The sequence below is a fragment of the Polaromonas sp. genome, from assembly GCF_016185115.1.
In the GTDB taxonomy this organism is placed as follows: Bacteria; Pseudomonadota; Gammaproteobacteria; order Burkholderiales; family Burkholderiaceae_C; genus Polaromonas.
This window is the reverse complement of record NZ_JACPOF010000006.1, coordinates 16,205-30,594: the sequence shown is the minus strand read 5'-3', so window position 1 is coordinate 30,594 and position 14,390 is coordinate 16,205. Positions and strand designations below refer to the sequence as shown.

The following is a 14,390-nucleotide window of genomic DNA, read 5'->3' as shown; positions in this document are numbered from 1 at the left end:
CACATGAGCACCCACCACCTTGCCCTGATCACCAAGACCCAGAGCCTGATCGCGGCCGGCGACATCGTCGGCGCCGAATCCGCGCTGGTGGAGCTGGCCGACACCGAGGGCGACGGCGCCCTGATGGTGGTGCTGGAGCAGTTGCCGCCCAAGGACATCCTGGCCGTAATCCGCGAGTACGACAACTCCAAGGAATCCGTCATCAACCTGTTGGTGACGCCCGAGATGTTTGCCCGCGCCGTCGTCATCGAGAAACAGTACAAGGACCTGACCCGCACCCACCTGCGCGGCATGATGAACTCCGTGATCTTCCGTGAGGATGCCGACCCGGTCGAGTTTCTGACCGCCATTGGCGACCTGGAAGGCGGCAGCGAGGCCATGGCCGACTACTTCTCCGAAAAGTGGAGCCGCATCGAGGCCTTTGCCCGCACCGGCACCTTTGACTCGGTCGAGGACGACGGTGAAATGCTGTCCGAATCCGCGCTGCTGGCCTCGGCCTATGTACCGCCTAAGCTGGAGCTCGACGAGGTCGCCGACCAGGACTGGATGCAAATGGCCTGGCTGTTGCGCTACGAATGCCCGGACCTGTTCATGGAAACCGTCATGGTCCTGCGCGCCAAGGCCCGCGCCCACGACTTGGGCCTGGACGACGAGGAAGAAACAGAAGTCGAGGAAGACGACGGCAAGGTCGAAACCGGTGACACCGACCGCGGCAAGGCCACGCCCGCCGCGCGGGACGATGACGAGGAATCCGCCATCTAGCCGATGAAGACTGCATCACCGCCCCTCTCCATTTCGCTGTTCGATGCCCGCCCCTTCTTCGAGAAGGCGCTGGCCTATGGCGTGCAGCACGGCATTCTGAACCAGGCCAAATTGGACGCCATCTGCGTTGAAGCCCCCAAGGGCATGGTGCAGATCGCGCGCTACTTTGGCAGTGAATTCCTGCGCCCCGAACTGGAGAAGGCCCGAGACCGCATGGTCAATCTGGTGAGCCTGTATCTGGAGCAATCCACCGGTGGTGACCTGCGCCAGGCAGCAGAATCCCTGCGCGACCACTCCTTCCTGTCGCGCTCCAAGGGCGGCTCGGACATGCTCAAGGCGCTGATTGCGATGCCGCAGAACAGCCACTTCGGCATGCACGAAGGCGGTGGATTCACCGACGAGCAGATCCCATTACTGGCCAAATGGACGCTGCGCCCCCTGTCCGACTACCAGATGGAGCTGGCGCAGCGCCAGCAGGTGGCGCTGCTGGTCGATGCCGCCATCTGGCTGGCCGGCACACTGGGCCTGGACGCCTCCGATCTGGAAGAGGCCGGCAAGGATGCCGAGGCCGTGGTGCGCACCGCGCTGCTGGCCCACGCCACGCGGCGCAGCGAGATGCCCAACTGGGTCGCGTTTGAAAAAATGGTCGCTGCGCTGCGCAAGAAATATGCAACGGCCGACGCCGCTGCCGCCGGTGGCTTCACGCTGCCCTTGCCCAAGGACCTGCCGGCGCGCTTTGCGCCCGTGGTCGACGGCGTGCGCCAATCCGTGCTCGGCGACCTGCCCAAGATCCTGGACGCCGCCGTGCCTGCGCGCAAGCTGTTTGACCGCACGCCAGCGTTCCTGGGCCGCTACTTCTGGCTGGAAGATGCCTTCAGCGAGGTGGATCACTTCGACCGCAGCGCGTCAGCCACCTGGAACAAGGCCACCGCCGGACATGACGACGACAGTTCCCTGCTGACGCTGTTCCTGTGCCTGTCCGCCGGCAACCCGGCCAAGACCGCGCTGACCGAGAAAACCGCCGCCACCTTGCTGCGCAAGATCCGCAAGTCGGGACTGGACACCAACCGGGCCCGCCAGTTCATCCATGACCATGCCCCCCAACAGCACCAGGCAGACTACCTGCACCTGTGGGATGCCTTTGTCGATGAGGCAGAGGGCACGCTGCTGAGCGACCATGACTACGCGCTGCAGGATGCTCTGGCCCTGCTGCGCCGCGAATGCAACGTGGGCGCCTGAGTCGTTTTCCCATACCAAATTGCAGGGACACAGTGAATCCGCTACAGTGCCAAGTGAAAGAAGGAGGGAGTTGTCCGTGAATACCAAGCCGCAAGAGCCGGCCGCAAAGCCCGCCCCAACGCCGGAGCAGGATCGCTATATGCTGGGGGATCCCATCCCCGTACCCGATGCCGTGGAAGCCAATACCGAGTCCACCTGGTCGCTGTTCTCCAACGTTCCTCACCAACCCGAGCCCGATTTTCTCGATACCGTGCCCGCGTCCATCCTGGAGGAGCAGGCTCTTAGCACCCCTCCCGCCACGCCCCCCAAACCCCGTGGCAGCTAAGCGCCGCGTACCCGTTTAACCGTTTTTCCCCATGACACTGAATCGCACCATTTTGGCGGCCCTCGCGCTCGCCGCCGCCGCGCTATTGGGCGCCTGTTCCCAACAAGACACGTCCAAGCCCGCCAAACAAGAGGTTTCCATCCAGGCGGTGACCACCGGGGCCAAGGGCTTTACCGTGGGTGCGTTGATGAGCGCCAACACCGTCTACGTGTTCTTTGACCCCCAGTGTCCGCACTGTGGTCACCTGTGGCAGGCATCCTTGCCCCTGCACAAAAAGGTCAAATTCCAGTGGATTCCCGTGGCGTGGATCAACGCCTCCAGCCTGACCCAGGGCGCAGCCTTACTGGGCGCTGCCGACCCGCTGGCACTGATGAACGAGCACGAAACCTCCATCCTCGCAGGACGGGGTGGCATTTCGGCATCCGCCAGTGTGCCCTCGGACGTGGAGCAGGCCATCAAGGCCAATACCAAGCTGCTCAACAGCTTCGGGGCCGAGTCGGTCCCCTATGTCGTGGTCAAGAGTGCCCGAACGGGCCAGACGATTGGCCGTGACGGCGCCATGACCACCGCCGAGTTGGCGGATCTGGTCGGCGTGGACGCCACCCTCTAGGCGGCGTGCTCTCCATGGAGGTGCTGGCCGCAGGCCTGTTCGCACTGGCGCTGCTGCACACCTTCTGCGCCAAGCTGTTCGAGCGCCTCGCCCACCGCAGCACCCGCCATGCCGGCTTGTTCCACCTGCTGGGCGAGGTGGAGGTGGTGTTTGGCTTCTGGGCCTTTGTGCTGGTGGCAACCATGGCCCTGGTGCAAGGGGGTTCTGAGGCCATTGCCTACGCCGAATCCCTTCAATACACGGAACCGCTGTTCGTCTTTGTCATCATGGTGGTGGCGGCCTCGCGCCCCGTCCTGCTCACCGTGGAACGCCTCGTCAATGGCCTGGCCCGTCTGGCGCCGGTGCGCACGGTGGTGACCCAGGTCTGGCTGTGCCTGGCACTGGTGCCGCTGATTGGCTCCTTCATCACCGAACCCGCCGCCATGACCCTGGCTGCGTTGCTGATGGCGCCCCTGGTCTTCAACACCGCCATGCCGGAGCGGCTGAAATACGCCGCCCTGGGCGTGCTGTTCGTCAACGTGTCCATTGGCGGTACGCTTACCGCGTTTGCCGCGCCACCCGTGCTCATGGTCGCCGCCACCTGGAACTGGGACAGCACCTTCATGGCCAGCACCTTTGGCTGGCGCGCCTGCGTGGCCGTGCTGATCAACGCCAGCGTGATGACGGCGCTGCTGAGTCGCCACCTGGCGGACGCGCCGGCCGCTCCCGCACCAGCGGATGCGGCCACCGTGCCTTTGACGGTCCGGGCCATCCACCTGGCCTTTCTGGCCGGCGTGGTGCTGTTTGCCCACCATCCGGTGATTTTTTTGGGACTGTTCCTGTTCTTCCTGGGCTTCACCCAAGCCTATGCCCACTACCAGAGTCCGCTGATCCTGAAGGAAGGGCTGCTGGTCGGCTTCTTCCTGGCCGGACTGGTGGTGCTGGGCGGCATGCAGCAGTGGTGGCTGCAACCCATCGTCGGCAGTCTGCAACCCACGGCCTTGTTCTTTGGCGCGCTGGGTCTGACCGCGCTCACCGATAACGCCGCCCTGACCTATCTGGGTTCGCTGATCGCGGGGATGACAGATGCATCAAAGTACGCGCTGGTGGCCGGCGCCGTGGCCGGAGGCGGGCTGACGGTGATTGCCAACGCCCCCAACCCGGCCGGAGTGGCGCTGCTGCGCAAGGGCTTTGTGGATGAATCCATTGGCGCTGGCGGCCTGCTGCTGGGCGCACTGCCACCCACCGCCATCGCCGCGCTGGCGTTTCTGCTCTAGGGCCAGAAGGCCCCGCGGCCTACATCTTCTGGCCCAGTGCCTTTTCGATGGCGGAGACCAGCCGGGTGTTGTCCGGCTCTACATCACTGGGGTAATAGGACAGCACCTTGCCCTTGCGGTCCAGCAGGTACTTGTTGAAGTTCCACTTCGGCTCGGCCTTGGTGGCCTTGAACAGGTCGACATAGAGCGCATTGCGCTCATCGCCGCGCACGTCCGACTTGGCGAACATCGGGAACTTCACACCATAGGTGTTGAAGCAGAAGTCGGCAATCTCCTTGGAGCTGCCGGGTTCCTGCTTGCCAAACTGGTTGCTGGGGAAACCCAGCACCACCAGACCCTTGTCCTGGTACTTGGCGTGCAGGGCTTCCAGCCCTTCGTACTGGTGGGTAAAGCCACAGTAACTGGCGGTGTTGACCACCAATAGCACCTTGCCGGCGTACTGGCACAGGTTCTGTGGCGCGTCGTCCTGCAGGCGCGGGAATTCGTGCTGCAGGATGGCTGGGCAGGACTGTGCCGCCGCAGCGGGCACAGGGCGCGCCTTGGCGGTGGATGTTTGCGCCTGGGCCGGCATGGCACCCAGGGCCAGCAGGGCCGCACCCAAGACGGTGGAGAGAATCGTGGATGGGTGTTTCATACGGCCATTCTGGGCGTTTTGCAAAAGCCCTACCCCACCCAGCGTCTTGCGTTGTGCCAGAGCTGCATCCACGGGCTGTGGGCGTTGGCGTCCAGGCAATTCCAGCTCATCTGGATGTTGCGGAACACGCGCTCGGGGTGCGGCATCATGGCGGTGAAGCGGCCATCCGCCGTGGTCACGGCCGTCAGGCCGCCCGGGCTGCCGTTCGGGTTGAACGGGTAGGCCTCGGTGGCGGCGCCGGCGTTGTCGACAAAGCGCATCGCCGCGATGGCCTTGTCCGCATTGCCACGGTACTTGAAGTTGGCATAGCCCTCGCCGTGCGCCACGGCAATCGGCAGGCGCATGCCGGCCAGATCCTTGAAGAACAGGGACGGCGACTCCAGCACTTCCACCATGGACAGGCGCGCCTCAAAGCGCTCACTCTGGTTGGTGGTGAAGCGCGGCCAGTCCTGCGCGCCGGGGATGATGTCGGCCAGCTCGGCAAACATCTGGCAGCCATTGCACACGCCCAGACCGAAGGTGTCGGTACGGCCAAAGAACGCCTTGAACTGCTCGGCCAGGCCTGAGTTGAAGGTGATGGAGCGCGCCCAGCCAATGCCGGCACCCAGGGTGTCGCCATAGCTGAAACCGCCGCAGGCGACCACGCCCTGGAAGTCCGCTAGTCTTGCGCGACCGGTCTGCAGGTCGGTCATGTGCACGTCAAAGGCCTCAAAGCCGGCCTCGGTGAAGGCGTAGGCCATTTCCACGTGGGAGTTGACGCCCTGCTCGCGCAGAACGGCTACCTTGGGGCGGGCGGTGAGGATGGCCGGTGCTCCGTTTTTGGTAGCTGCCTGCGCAGACTCCACGAGGGCTAGCGCCAGATTTGGCATATGGACATGGAGCCCGGGGTCATTGGACGTACCGGCTGTCGCATGCTCGGCATCGGCACAGGCCGGGTTGTCGCGCTGCTGGCAGATCTTCCAGCTTACGCTGTCCCAGACCTGGTGCAGGTCGCCCAAAGAGGCCTTGAAGATGGACTTGGCGTCGCGCCAGACCTGCAGCTCGCCCTTACCGGCGTCGATCTTGGAGGACGCGGGCCGGGTCTTGCCGATAAAGTGGCTGTGCTGCGACAGGCCGTGCGCACGCAGCACCTGCATCACGTCGCCACGCTCCACAGTGCGCACCTGCAGCACCACGCCCAGCTCTTCGCTGAACAGGGCCTTGAGCGTCAGCTCCTCGCGGCGAGGGCCAACCTGGCCGGCCCAGTTCTTCGCGTCACCGGTGTCCATGCGGCTGTCGGAAATGCCGTCGCCCTCGGTGACCAACATGTCCACGTTCAGCGCCACGCCAACTTGGCCGGCAAAGGCCATCTCGGCCACGGCCGCCAGCAGACCGCCATCGCTGCGGTCGTGGTAGGCCAGGATCATGCCCTTGCTGCGCAGGAAGTTGACCGCTTCCACCAGGTTGACGAGGTCTTGCGGGTCTTCCAGATCGGGCACGGCGTCACCGACCTGGTCCAGCGTCTGCGCCAGGATGCTGGTGGCCATGCGGTTCTTGCCGTGGCCCAGATCGACCAGCACCAGCGTGGTGTCCTGCTCGTTGTCCAATTGGGGCGTCAGCGTGCCACGCACATCCTGCAAGGTGGCGAAGGCGCTGACGATCAGCGATACGGGGGATGTGACCTTCTTGTCGCCCTTCTCATCCTTCCACAGCGTGCGCATGGACAGCGAATCCTTGCCGACGGGGATGGAAATGCCCAGCTTGGGGCACAGTTCCAGGCCAACGGCCTTGACGGTTGCGTACAGCGCGGCGTCTTCGCCCGGCTCGCCACAGGCCGCCATCCAGTTGGCGGACAGCTTGACGCGGCTCAGCTCGATGGGTGCGGCCAACAGATTGGTAATCGCCTCGGCCACCGCCATGCGGCCGGATGCGGGCGCATCCAGCGCGGCCAGCGGCGTGCGCTCGCCCATGGACATGGCTTCGCCGGCAAAGCCCTTGAAATCGGCCAAGGTTACGGCGCAATCCGCCACCGGCACCTGCCAGGGGCCGACCATCTGGTCGCGGTGCGTCAGGCCACCCACGGTGCGGTCGCCAATCGTGATCAGGAAGCGCTTGGAGGCCACGGTGGGATGGGCCAGCACGTCGATGACGGCCTTTTGCAGGTCGACACCGGTCAGATCCAGCGGCTTGAAGGTACGGGAAACCGTCTTCACGTCGCGGTGCATCTTGGGCGGCTTGCCCAGCAGCACGTTCATGGGCATATCGACCGGGGACTCGGCGCCCTCGTCCACCAGTTGCAATTGGCGTTCTTCGGTGGCGACGCCAATCACCGCAAACGGGCAGCGCTCACGCTCGCACAGGGCCTGGAACTGCTCCAGCGATTCGGGCGCGATGGCCAGCACATAGCGTTCCTGACTCTCGTTGCACCAGATTTCCTTGGGCGCCATGCCGGACTCTTCGAGCTTGACGGCGCGCAGGTCGAAGCGCGCGCCACGGCCGGCGTCATTGGTCAGCTCGGGGAAGGCGTTGGACAGGCCGCCGGCGCCCACGTCGTGGATCGCCAGGATGGGGTTCTTGTCGCCCTGCACCCAGCATTGGTTGATGACCTCTTGCGCCCGGCGCTCGATTTCGGGGTTGCCGCGCTGCACGGAGTCAAAGTCCAGGTGCGCCGCATTGGCACCGGTGGCCATGGAGCTGGCCGCGCTGCCGCCCATGCCGATGCGCATGCCGGGGCCGCCTAATTGGATCAGCAGGCTGCCGGCGGGGAATTCGATCTTGTGGGTCTGCGTGGAGTCAATGACGCCCAGGCCACCGGCGATCATGATGGGCTTGTGGTAGCCGCGCTGCACGGTGTCCACGTCGCTGGCCACGCTTTGCTCGTATTCGCGGAAGTAGCCCAGCAGGTTGGGCCGGCCGAATTCGTTGTTGAACGCGGCACCACCCAGCGGGCCTTCGACCATGATCTGCAGCGGGCTGGCAATGTGCTCGGGCTTACCGAAGTCGCCACCCCAGAGTTTGGACACGGTAAAGCCGGTCAGGCCCGCCTTGGGCTTGGAGCCGCGACCGGTGGCGCCCTCGTCACGGATCTCGCCGCCCGCGCCGGTGGAGGCACCGGGGAATGGAGAGATGGCCGTGGGGTGATTGTGGGTCTCCACCTTCATCAGGATGTGGTTCGTATTGCTATGCTTTTCATAGCTGGCTACGCTGATTCCACGAGGGCTAGAGCCAGAATTGACTGCCGATTTGGCTACAAAGCGTTCGACCTGGACGCCTTCCATGACGGAGGCGTTGTCCGAATACGCCACCAGCATGTGCTGCGGGTGGGTCTGGTGGGTGTGGCGAATCATGCCGAACATGCTCTTGTCCTGCGCCACGCCGTCGATCGTGAACTGGGCGTTGAAAATCTTGTGGCGGCAGTGTTCGCTATTGGCCTGGGCAAACATCATCAACTCCACGTCGGTGGGGTTACGGCCCAGCGTCGTGAAGGCGTTGACCAGGTAATCGATCTCGTCGGCCGCCAGGGCCAGGCCCCAGGCGCGGTCCGCACTTTCCAGCGCGGCCTTGCCGCCACCCAGCACATCCACATGGTCCATGGGCGCGGCCTGCAGGGCGCTGAACAGGCCCAGGGCCTGGGCGCGCTCCAGCATGGCGCTTTCGGTCATGCGGTCGTGCAACAGGGCTGCAACCTGCTCCAGTTGCCCGGCGGTCAGCGCGGTCTTGCTCAGCAGACCGTTCTTCAACGTCAGGCGGTATTCCACCAGGCGCTCGATGCGGTGCACGCCCAGGCCGCAGTTGTGGGCAATGTCGGTGGCCTTGGACGCCCAGGGCGACACGGTGCCCAAACGGGGGGACACCACGATCAGCGGGCCGTCGGTAGGGCCGGCGTAGGGGTCGCCATAGGTCAGCAGCGCCGCCAGTTGGGCGCTGAGCGCCGCATCGGGCGCGCTGTCGCCGGCCACCAGGTGCACAAAGCGCGCGGAAATGGACGCAATTTTGTCGTGGACCGCCTGCAGGGCGGGCAGGAGTTGTTGAACGCGGAAGCTGCTCAGGGCATTGCTGCCCTCGAATGTGGAGATATGCAGGGTCACGGAGGCGGCCTAAGGGTTTTGCAGGGAGGAGACTGATCACCGGAGCGGGCGCTGAATGGGCCCGTTCCAACAGGGGCGAATTTTACCCGGCTCCGGTATTCGGTATCGCCCCGGGCTCCCTTGGTTACAAACCCTCAAGGTGGACCGGCGATTTCCAGTTCGAGCCTATGCAACAGTTCCGTCAGCATGAGCTGACTACCGGGGTCCGCCACGGAAACCAACCGGGCACGTGCGGTCGCGATATGGTTGCGCGCCTCCGACAACCGTCCTTGCGCAGCCGCAATGGCGGCAGTAACCCAAGCACGCTCGCACGATTGGTCGATCAGAGCCGCTTCCCCTTCCGCCAGCCAGGCCTTTGCCACCGTCGTATCCCGGCGGGTCACCATTTCCCACATGGCAAGCGCCACCGCGTTCATCTGACGCATTCCGTCCGGTCCTTGCCAGAAGCCGGTAGCCAGCGCAGAAACTGCGGCGAGGGTCGCGGGGGAGTCCAATATGCCGGCATCGATGGACCGGCTGATCATGGTACGGCGCAACCCATCGGCGATGCTCTGCGGCAGGCGCTTGTCATCTGCGTCCAATGCATCGAATTCGGGCCAATCTCTGGGGCGGACGCCAGCGATGGACAACCGCCACAAACGCAAAAGATGCTCGTTGACATGCACCTCAGGCAAACTGCGCCACAGCGCCCATAACCGACGTCCATCGCTCAGCCAGCCATTGAATTGGAGAGGAAGCAGGTTGATGGCGCCAATCGCGGCACTCATGATCGCCAGGAGCAACAACACCTGACCAACCACGTCATCGGCCTCCCGTGTATTTGCCCCACTTGCACAAACGACTGCTAGAACGAAATTGGCAACCGGCCCGCCCAGCGTATAGATCGATTGTTCCAAAGTACAGGGCTTGTCGTCTAGCGGCAGCATCAGCGCAAATCCACCAATCCCCTTGATGGACCTAACCCGCCCGAACTGCCAGCCATCCTTGCTTCGCTGCCAGCGCCACGATCCCACGCTGATAGCCAACAACTGCATTCCCACAACTCCACCGGCCAACACGTGTCCCACTTCGTGGATAAGGGCCAACAGCTTGAAAAGCAATGGCATGGCAAAAAAGGAAGCTACGGCAGGAAAGAATCCGAACCTTCCATGGACATAGACTGCCGCCGCGCCGGACAATACCCCAACCGCAATTGCTATGACCGCCTGACCTGCCGTCAGACGCCGCTGCAAGACCGATGCAGACGCAGGCCGCTCCGGGATCGTCAAAGGTTGGAATCGATCGGTCACTGCGTTCAGTCTCCCTGCAAATGCCACGGATTGTGCACGCAGAAAGCAGATCTTCCCCGAAGGCCGCACAATGCTTCACACTGGCACGCGGAGCCAGACCACCAACACAGGAGACCCAACATGGCAACAGGTACGGTTCGTCTGCATCGGGTGCTGCGCACCAAGCCCGAAAAGGTCTATCGGGCATTTCTGGATGCCGACGCGATGGCTAAATGGCTACCACCCTACGGCTTCACCTGCAAGGTGCACCACCTGGACGCCCGGGTCGGCGGTAGCTTCAAGATGTCGTTCCAGAACTTTTCGACCGGCAACGGCCATTCTTTCGGTGGTGAATACCTGGAACTGGTTCCTAATGAACTGCTGCGCTATACCGACCGCTTTGACGACCCCAACCTACCCGGTGAGCTGCGGGTCACGGTCGCGCTGAAGTCCGTGGCGTGCGGCACCGACCTGAGCATCGTCCAGGAAGGCATCCCCGAGGCCATTCTGGTCGAGATGTGCTACCTGGGCTGGCAGGAGTCGCTGGTGCAACTCGCCAACCTGGTCGAGCCCAATATTCCGGGCTGAGCGGATCAACCCCGCGGTTTAGCGCTCCACAATCGCCACCACGCCCTGGCCACCGGCCGCGCAGATCGAGATCAGGCCGCGGCCCGAACCCTTTTGCGCCAGCATCTTGGCCAGCGTTGCGACGATGCGGCCACCGGTGGCGGCAAACGGGTGGCCGGCGGCCAGCGAACTGCCGTTGACGTTGAGCTTGCTCATGTCGATCTTGCCCAGCGGCTTGGCCAGACCCAGTTGCTGCTTGCAGAACACCTTGCCCTGCCAGGCGTTCAGGGTACAGAGGACTTGGGCGGCAAAGGCTTCGTGGATTTCGTAGTAGTCGAAGTCTTGCAGCGTCAAACCGGCACGCGCCAACATGCGCGGCACGGCGTAGGCCGGCGCCATCAACAGACCTTCCTTCTTGTCGAAGAAGTCCACCGCCGCCACTTCGCTGAACGTCAGATAAGCCAGCACAGGCAGGTTGTGCGCGGAGGCCCATTCCTCGCTGGCCAGCAGCACGGCGGAGGCACCATCAGTCAGCGGCGTGGAGTTGCCGGCGGTCAGCGTGCCCTGGCCCGGTGCCACCTTCTTGTCGAACACGGGCTTCAAGCCGCGCAGCTTTTCGATGCTCAAGTCGGCGCGCAGGTTGTTGTCCTTGGTCACGCCCTTGAACGGCGTCATCAGGTCGGTGAAGAAACCGTCGTCATAGGCGCGGGCCAGGTTCTGGTGGCTCTTGAGCGCCAGTTCGTCCTGGGACTCGCGGGTGATGCCCCACTCGCGCGCCATCTGCTCGGCGTGCTCGCCCATGGACAGGCCGGTGCGTGGCTCACCGTTGCGCGGCAGGGCGGGAGTCAGCATGGAGGGGCGCAGGCGCGTGGCAATGCTCAGGCGCTGGGCAGCAGTCTTGGCGCGCGACAGGTCCAGCAACACCTTGCGCAGCTTCTCGTTCAGCGCGATGGGGGCGTCGGAAGTGGTGTCCACGCCGCCGGCGATGCCGCATTCGATGTGGCCCAGCGCAATCTTGTTGGCCACCACCATGGTGGCCTCCAGACCAGTGCCACAGGCCTGTTGCAGGTCAAAGGCGGGGGTTTCACGGGCCAGCGTGGTGGACAACACCGATTCACGCACCAGGTTGAAGTCGCGCGAGTGCTTCATCACCGCGCCGGCCACCACGTCGCCCATACGTTCGCCATGCAGGTTGAAGCGGTCCACCAGGCCTTGCAGCGTGGCGGTCAGCATCTCCTGGTTGGAGGCCTGGGAGTAGACGGTATTGGAGCGGGCAAAGGGAATGCGGTTGCCGCCCAGGATGGCGACGCGGCGAATGGTATTGGTTGTCATGGTGATGTTCCGTTCAAATCAAAAGATGGTTCAGTAGCGCAGTTGACCGCGCAGATGGGGCTTGGCGCCCTTGGCGTCGCGCACCTCGAACAGGGCGCCAGTCTCGGAGCGCGCGCTCCACAGAGTGGCGCGGCCCGGCAGGTACAGCGGAGTCTTGAATTCCACGTCCAGGCCGGCCTGCTCCAGCGGCTGCGCCGGCAGCAGGCAGGACAGCGCCCGCGCTTGCGTCCACATGCCGTGGGCAATGGCGCGCTTGAAGCCGAACAGCCGAGCCGTCATGGCCGTCAGGTGGATGGGGTTGCGGTCGCCCGAGATGGCGCCGTAGCGGCGGCCCAGGTCGGCTCCGGCTCCAAACTCTGCCTGGCAGGACAAGGGTGTATCGGCCGCGGTGAGGCGGCTGGCATAGGGCTCGCCCGATGTTTCCTTGACGCCCACGCGCAGCAGGCTCTGGGTGGCGCTCCACACCAGTTCGTCACCGCGCAGGATGCGCAGGTCCAGTGTGAAGACCTGGCCCTTCTCGTGGGCGAACAACTGGCCTGTGGCCATTTCCACGCGTACCACATCGTCCGCAAACAGCGGCTTGTGCTGCTGGATGGTGTTGGCCAGATGCACCGTACCCATCGCGGGCCAAGGGCATTCATCCGAACACATATAGGCCGTGACCAGCGGAAACGTCAGCAACTGGGGGTAGATCAGCGGAACGCCCTGCCCCACGTGGAAGCCGCACAAAGCGGAGTACTGGCCAATGTGCTGAGCGTTAAGCTGTACGCGGGGCAGTACCAGCTCTACCGGTGGCAAGGCATCCACTTTGCCGGGGCGTTTGGCGCCCGTGCCTAGGGCGCGAAAGAAGGTCGCAGCCAGACTGGGCGTTTCGGTGACTTCAATGGCGGCCATGGTCAGGCTCCCAACAAACTCTGGCCACACACGCGCACCACGTTGCCGGTCAGGCCGCTCGATGCGGGCGAGGCAAACCAGGCAATGGTTTCGGCCACATCGACCGGCTGACCGCCCTGCCCCATGGAGTTCATGCGCCGGCCGGCCTCGCGGATGGCAAAGGGCACGGCGGCGGTCATTTGCGTCTCGATAAAGCCCGGCGCCACCGCATTGATGGTGATACCCTGCTCGGCCAACACCGGTGCCATGCTCTGCACCATGCCGATGACGCCGGCCTTGGACAGTGCGTAGTTGGTCTGGCCCAGGTTGCCGGCAATGCCGGAAATGGACGACACGCAGACGATGCGCGCGCCGGTCTTGAGCGCACCGGACGCCACCAAGGCGTCATTGATGCGCTCTTGCGTGGACAGGTTGACGTTGACAACGGCCTGCCACAGGTGTTCCTTCATGTTGGCGATGGTCTTGTCGCGGGTGATGCCGGCGTTGTGCACGACCACATCCCAGCCGCCGTCAAGCAGTGCCGCGTCCACCAGGGCTTGCGGTGCCTCGGCGGAACCAATATCCTGCGCCAAGGCCTTGGCACCGAGGCGTTGTGCAACTTCGTCCAGGCCGGCCTGGGCTTGCGGCACATCCAGGCAGATCACCTGGGCGCCATCGCGCGCCATGACCTCCGCAATGGCGGCACCAATGCCGCGCGAGGCGCCGGTCACCAGTACCTTCTTGCCGGCCAGGGGCTGTGCCCAGTCCTGTGGTGCAGCCACCGGTCCCACCGGCTTTGACAAGCGCACCACCTGGGCCGACACGTACGCGGAGCGCGGCGACAGCAGGAAGCGCAGCGCGCCCTCCAACTGGTCCTCGGCGCCTTCGGCCACATAGACCAGTTGCGCAGTAATGCCGCGCTTGAGTTCCTTGGCCAGCGAGCGGGTCAGGCCCTCCAGTGCGCGCTGGACCGTGGCTTGGCGCGGCGTGGTGCAGGACTCGGGCGCTCGGCCCAGCACCAGCACGCGGCCACAAGGCAGCACCGAGCGCGCGGCGTCGTGGAAAAAGCGGTACAGCGCATCGGACTGGCCGCTGTCCGTCAGGCCGGTGGCGTCGAACACCAGGGCCTTGACCTTTTCGCCCGGCTGGTCGTCGGTGCCCCAGCGGCCGGTCATCATGCCCAGCGGATTGGCGAGGCCCATCCACTGCGGCACGTCGCGGTGGGCCACGGTCTGGGCGCCAATAGCCTTGAACACACCGGCCAGCGCGGGCAGCAGTTTTGCGTCCGGTCCGGCACCCACCAGCACGCTGCCGCGTACCACCGGCTGGCCCGGCTGGTAGCGCTCCAGCGGCAGCGGTTGAGGCAGGCCCAGCATGGACGCAACACGGGAACCCAGGGGGGAATTGGCAAAGCCCAGATACGAATCGCTCATTGAAAACTCCTTGTGGCCGCGATG

12 protein-coding genes are annotated in these 14,390 nt (G+C 64.4%); 6 read left to right on the top strand and 6 right to left on the bottom strand.

The window, feature by feature from the left end; all coding sequences use genetic code 11:
• The first annotated feature begins 3 nt into the window (after positions 1-3).
• From HYX42_RS04770 to HYX42_RS04750, 5 genes are all read left to right on the top strand, one after another.
• Complete coding sequence (locus tag HYX42_RS04770; RefSeq protein ID WP_293400440.1) at positions 4-762, top strand: hypothetical protein; 759 nt, start codon at positions 4-6, stop codon at positions 760-762.
• Positions 763-765: 3 nt separating this feature from the next.
• Positions 766-2,001 carry a hypothetical protein gene (locus tag HYX42_RS04765; RefSeq protein WP_293400394.1) on the top strand — a complete coding sequence of 412 codons (1,236 nt, stop codon included), beginning with the start codon at positions 766-768 and terminating at the stop codon, positions 1,999-2,001.
• A gap of 76 nt (positions 2,002-2,077) precedes the next feature.
• Entirely contained in the window at positions 2,078-2,326 is a 249-nt protein-coding gene (locus tag HYX42_RS04760; RefSeq protein WP_293400392.1) for a hypothetical protein, read from the top strand.
• Between the two features lie 31 nt (positions 2,327-2,357).
• On the top strand, positions 2,358-2,936 hold the full coding sequence (locus HYX42_RS04755; protein WP_293400390.1) for a thioredoxin fold domain-containing protein: 579 nt from the start codon (positions 2,358-2,360) through the stop codon (positions 2,934-2,936).
• Between the two features lie 5 nt (positions 2,937-2,941).
• A complete protein-coding gene (locus tag HYX42_RS04750) occupies positions 2,942-4,192 on the top strand; it encodes a putative Na+/H+ antiporter (RefSeq protein ID WP_293400388.1) in 1,251 nt (416 codons plus the stop codon).
• A gap of 19 nt (positions 4,193-4,211) precedes the next feature.
• On the opposite strand, the gene HYX42_RS04745 is transcribed toward HYX42_RS04750, so the two are convergent.
• The 3 genes from HYX42_RS04745 to HYX42_RS04735 form a co-directional block, all read right to left on the bottom strand.
• On the bottom strand, positions 4,212-4,763 hold the full coding sequence (locus tag HYX42_RS04745) for a glutathione peroxidase (RefSeq protein WP_293400438.1): 552 nt from the start codon (positions 4,761-4,763) through the stop codon (positions 4,212-4,214).
• Between the two features lie 92 nt (positions 4,764-4,855).
• Positions 4,856-8,893, bottom strand: a complete 4,038-nt coding sequence (gene purL, locus HYX42_RS04740; protein WP_293400386.1) for a phosphoribosylformylglycinamidine synthase — start codon at positions 8,891-8,893, stop codon at positions 4,856-4,858.
• A 134-nt stretch (positions 8,894-9,027) separates the two neighbouring features.
• Positions 9,028-10,182, bottom strand: coding sequence for a M50 family metallopeptidase (locus tag HYX42_RS04735; RefSeq protein ID WP_293400384.1), 1,155 nt, complete (start codon positions 10,180-10,182; stop codon positions 9,028-9,030).
• A 120-nt stretch (positions 10,183-10,302) separates the two neighbouring features.
• On the opposite strand from HYX42_RS04735, the gene HYX42_RS04730 reads away from it, so the two are divergent.
• Positions 10,303-10,749 (top strand): SRPBCC family protein, encoded by a 447-nt coding sequence (locus HYX42_RS04730; RefSeq protein WP_293400382.1) that lies wholly within the window; start codon positions 10,303-10,305, stop codon positions 10,747-10,749.
• An 18-nt stretch (positions 10,750-10,767) separates the two neighbouring features.
• On the opposite strand, the gene HYX42_RS04725 is transcribed toward HYX42_RS04730, so the two are convergent.
• Genes HYX42_RS04725 through HYX42_RS04715 form a run of 3 tightly spaced genes read right to left on the bottom strand, consistent with a single transcriptional unit; the run spans position 10,768 to position 14,366 of the window.
• The gene (locus HYX42_RS04725; RefSeq protein ID WP_293400380.1) at positions 10,768-12,060 is read right to left on the bottom strand and encodes an acetyl-CoA C-acetyltransferase; all 1,293 of its coding nucleotides are present in this window, start codon (positions 12,058-12,060) and stop codon (positions 10,768-10,770) included.
• 30 nt (positions 12,061-12,090) lie between these two features.
• On the bottom strand, positions 12,091-12,954 hold the full coding sequence (locus HYX42_RS04720; RefSeq protein ID WP_293400378.1) for a MaoC/PaaZ C-terminal domain-containing protein: 864 nt from the start codon (positions 12,952-12,954) through the stop codon (positions 12,091-12,093).
• A 2-nt stretch (positions 12,955-12,956) separates the two neighbouring features.
• Positions 12,957-14,366: a 3-oxoacyl-ACP reductase gene (locus HYX42_RS04715; RefSeq protein ID WP_293400376.1), complete on the bottom strand. Its 1,410-nt coding sequence runs from the start codon at positions 14,364-14,366 to the stop codon at positions 12,957-12,959.
• Positions 14,367-14,390: the final 24 nt, after the last annotated feature.

Excerpts from the sequence above, each read along its gene's own strand:
- HYX42_RS04770 (WP_293400440.1), top strand. The coding sequence starts at position 4 with ATGAGCACCCACCACCTTGCCCTGATCACCAAGACCCAGAGCCTGATC.
- HYX42_RS04765 (WP_293400394.1), top strand. The coding sequence starts at position 766 with ATGAAGACTGCATCACCGCCCCTCTCCATTTCGCTGTTCGATGCCCGC.
- HYX42_RS04755 (WP_293400390.1), top strand. The coding sequence starts at position 2,358 with ATGACACTGAATCGCACCATTTTGGCGGCCCTCGCGCTCGCCGCCGCC.
- HYX42_RS04745 (WP_293400438.1), bottom strand. The coding sequence starts at position 4,763 with ATGCCGGCCCAGGCGCAAACATCCACCGCCAAGGCGCGCCCTGTGCCC.
- HYX42_RS04730 (WP_293400382.1), top strand. The coding sequence starts at position 10,303 with ATGGCAACAGGTACGGTTCGTCTGCATCGGGTGCTGCGCACCAAGCCC.
- HYX42_RS04725 (WP_293400380.1), bottom strand. The coding sequence starts at position 12,060 with ATGACAACCAATACCATTCGCCGCGTCGCCATCCTGGGCGGCAACCGC.
- HYX42_RS04720 (WP_293400378.1), bottom strand. The coding sequence starts at position 12,954 with ATGGCCGCCATTGAAGTCACCGAAACGCCCAGTCTGGCTGCGACCTTC.
- HYX42_RS04715 (WP_293400376.1), bottom strand. The coding sequence starts at position 14,366 with ATGAGCGATTCGTATCTGGGCTTTGCCAATTCCCCCCTGGGTTCCCGT.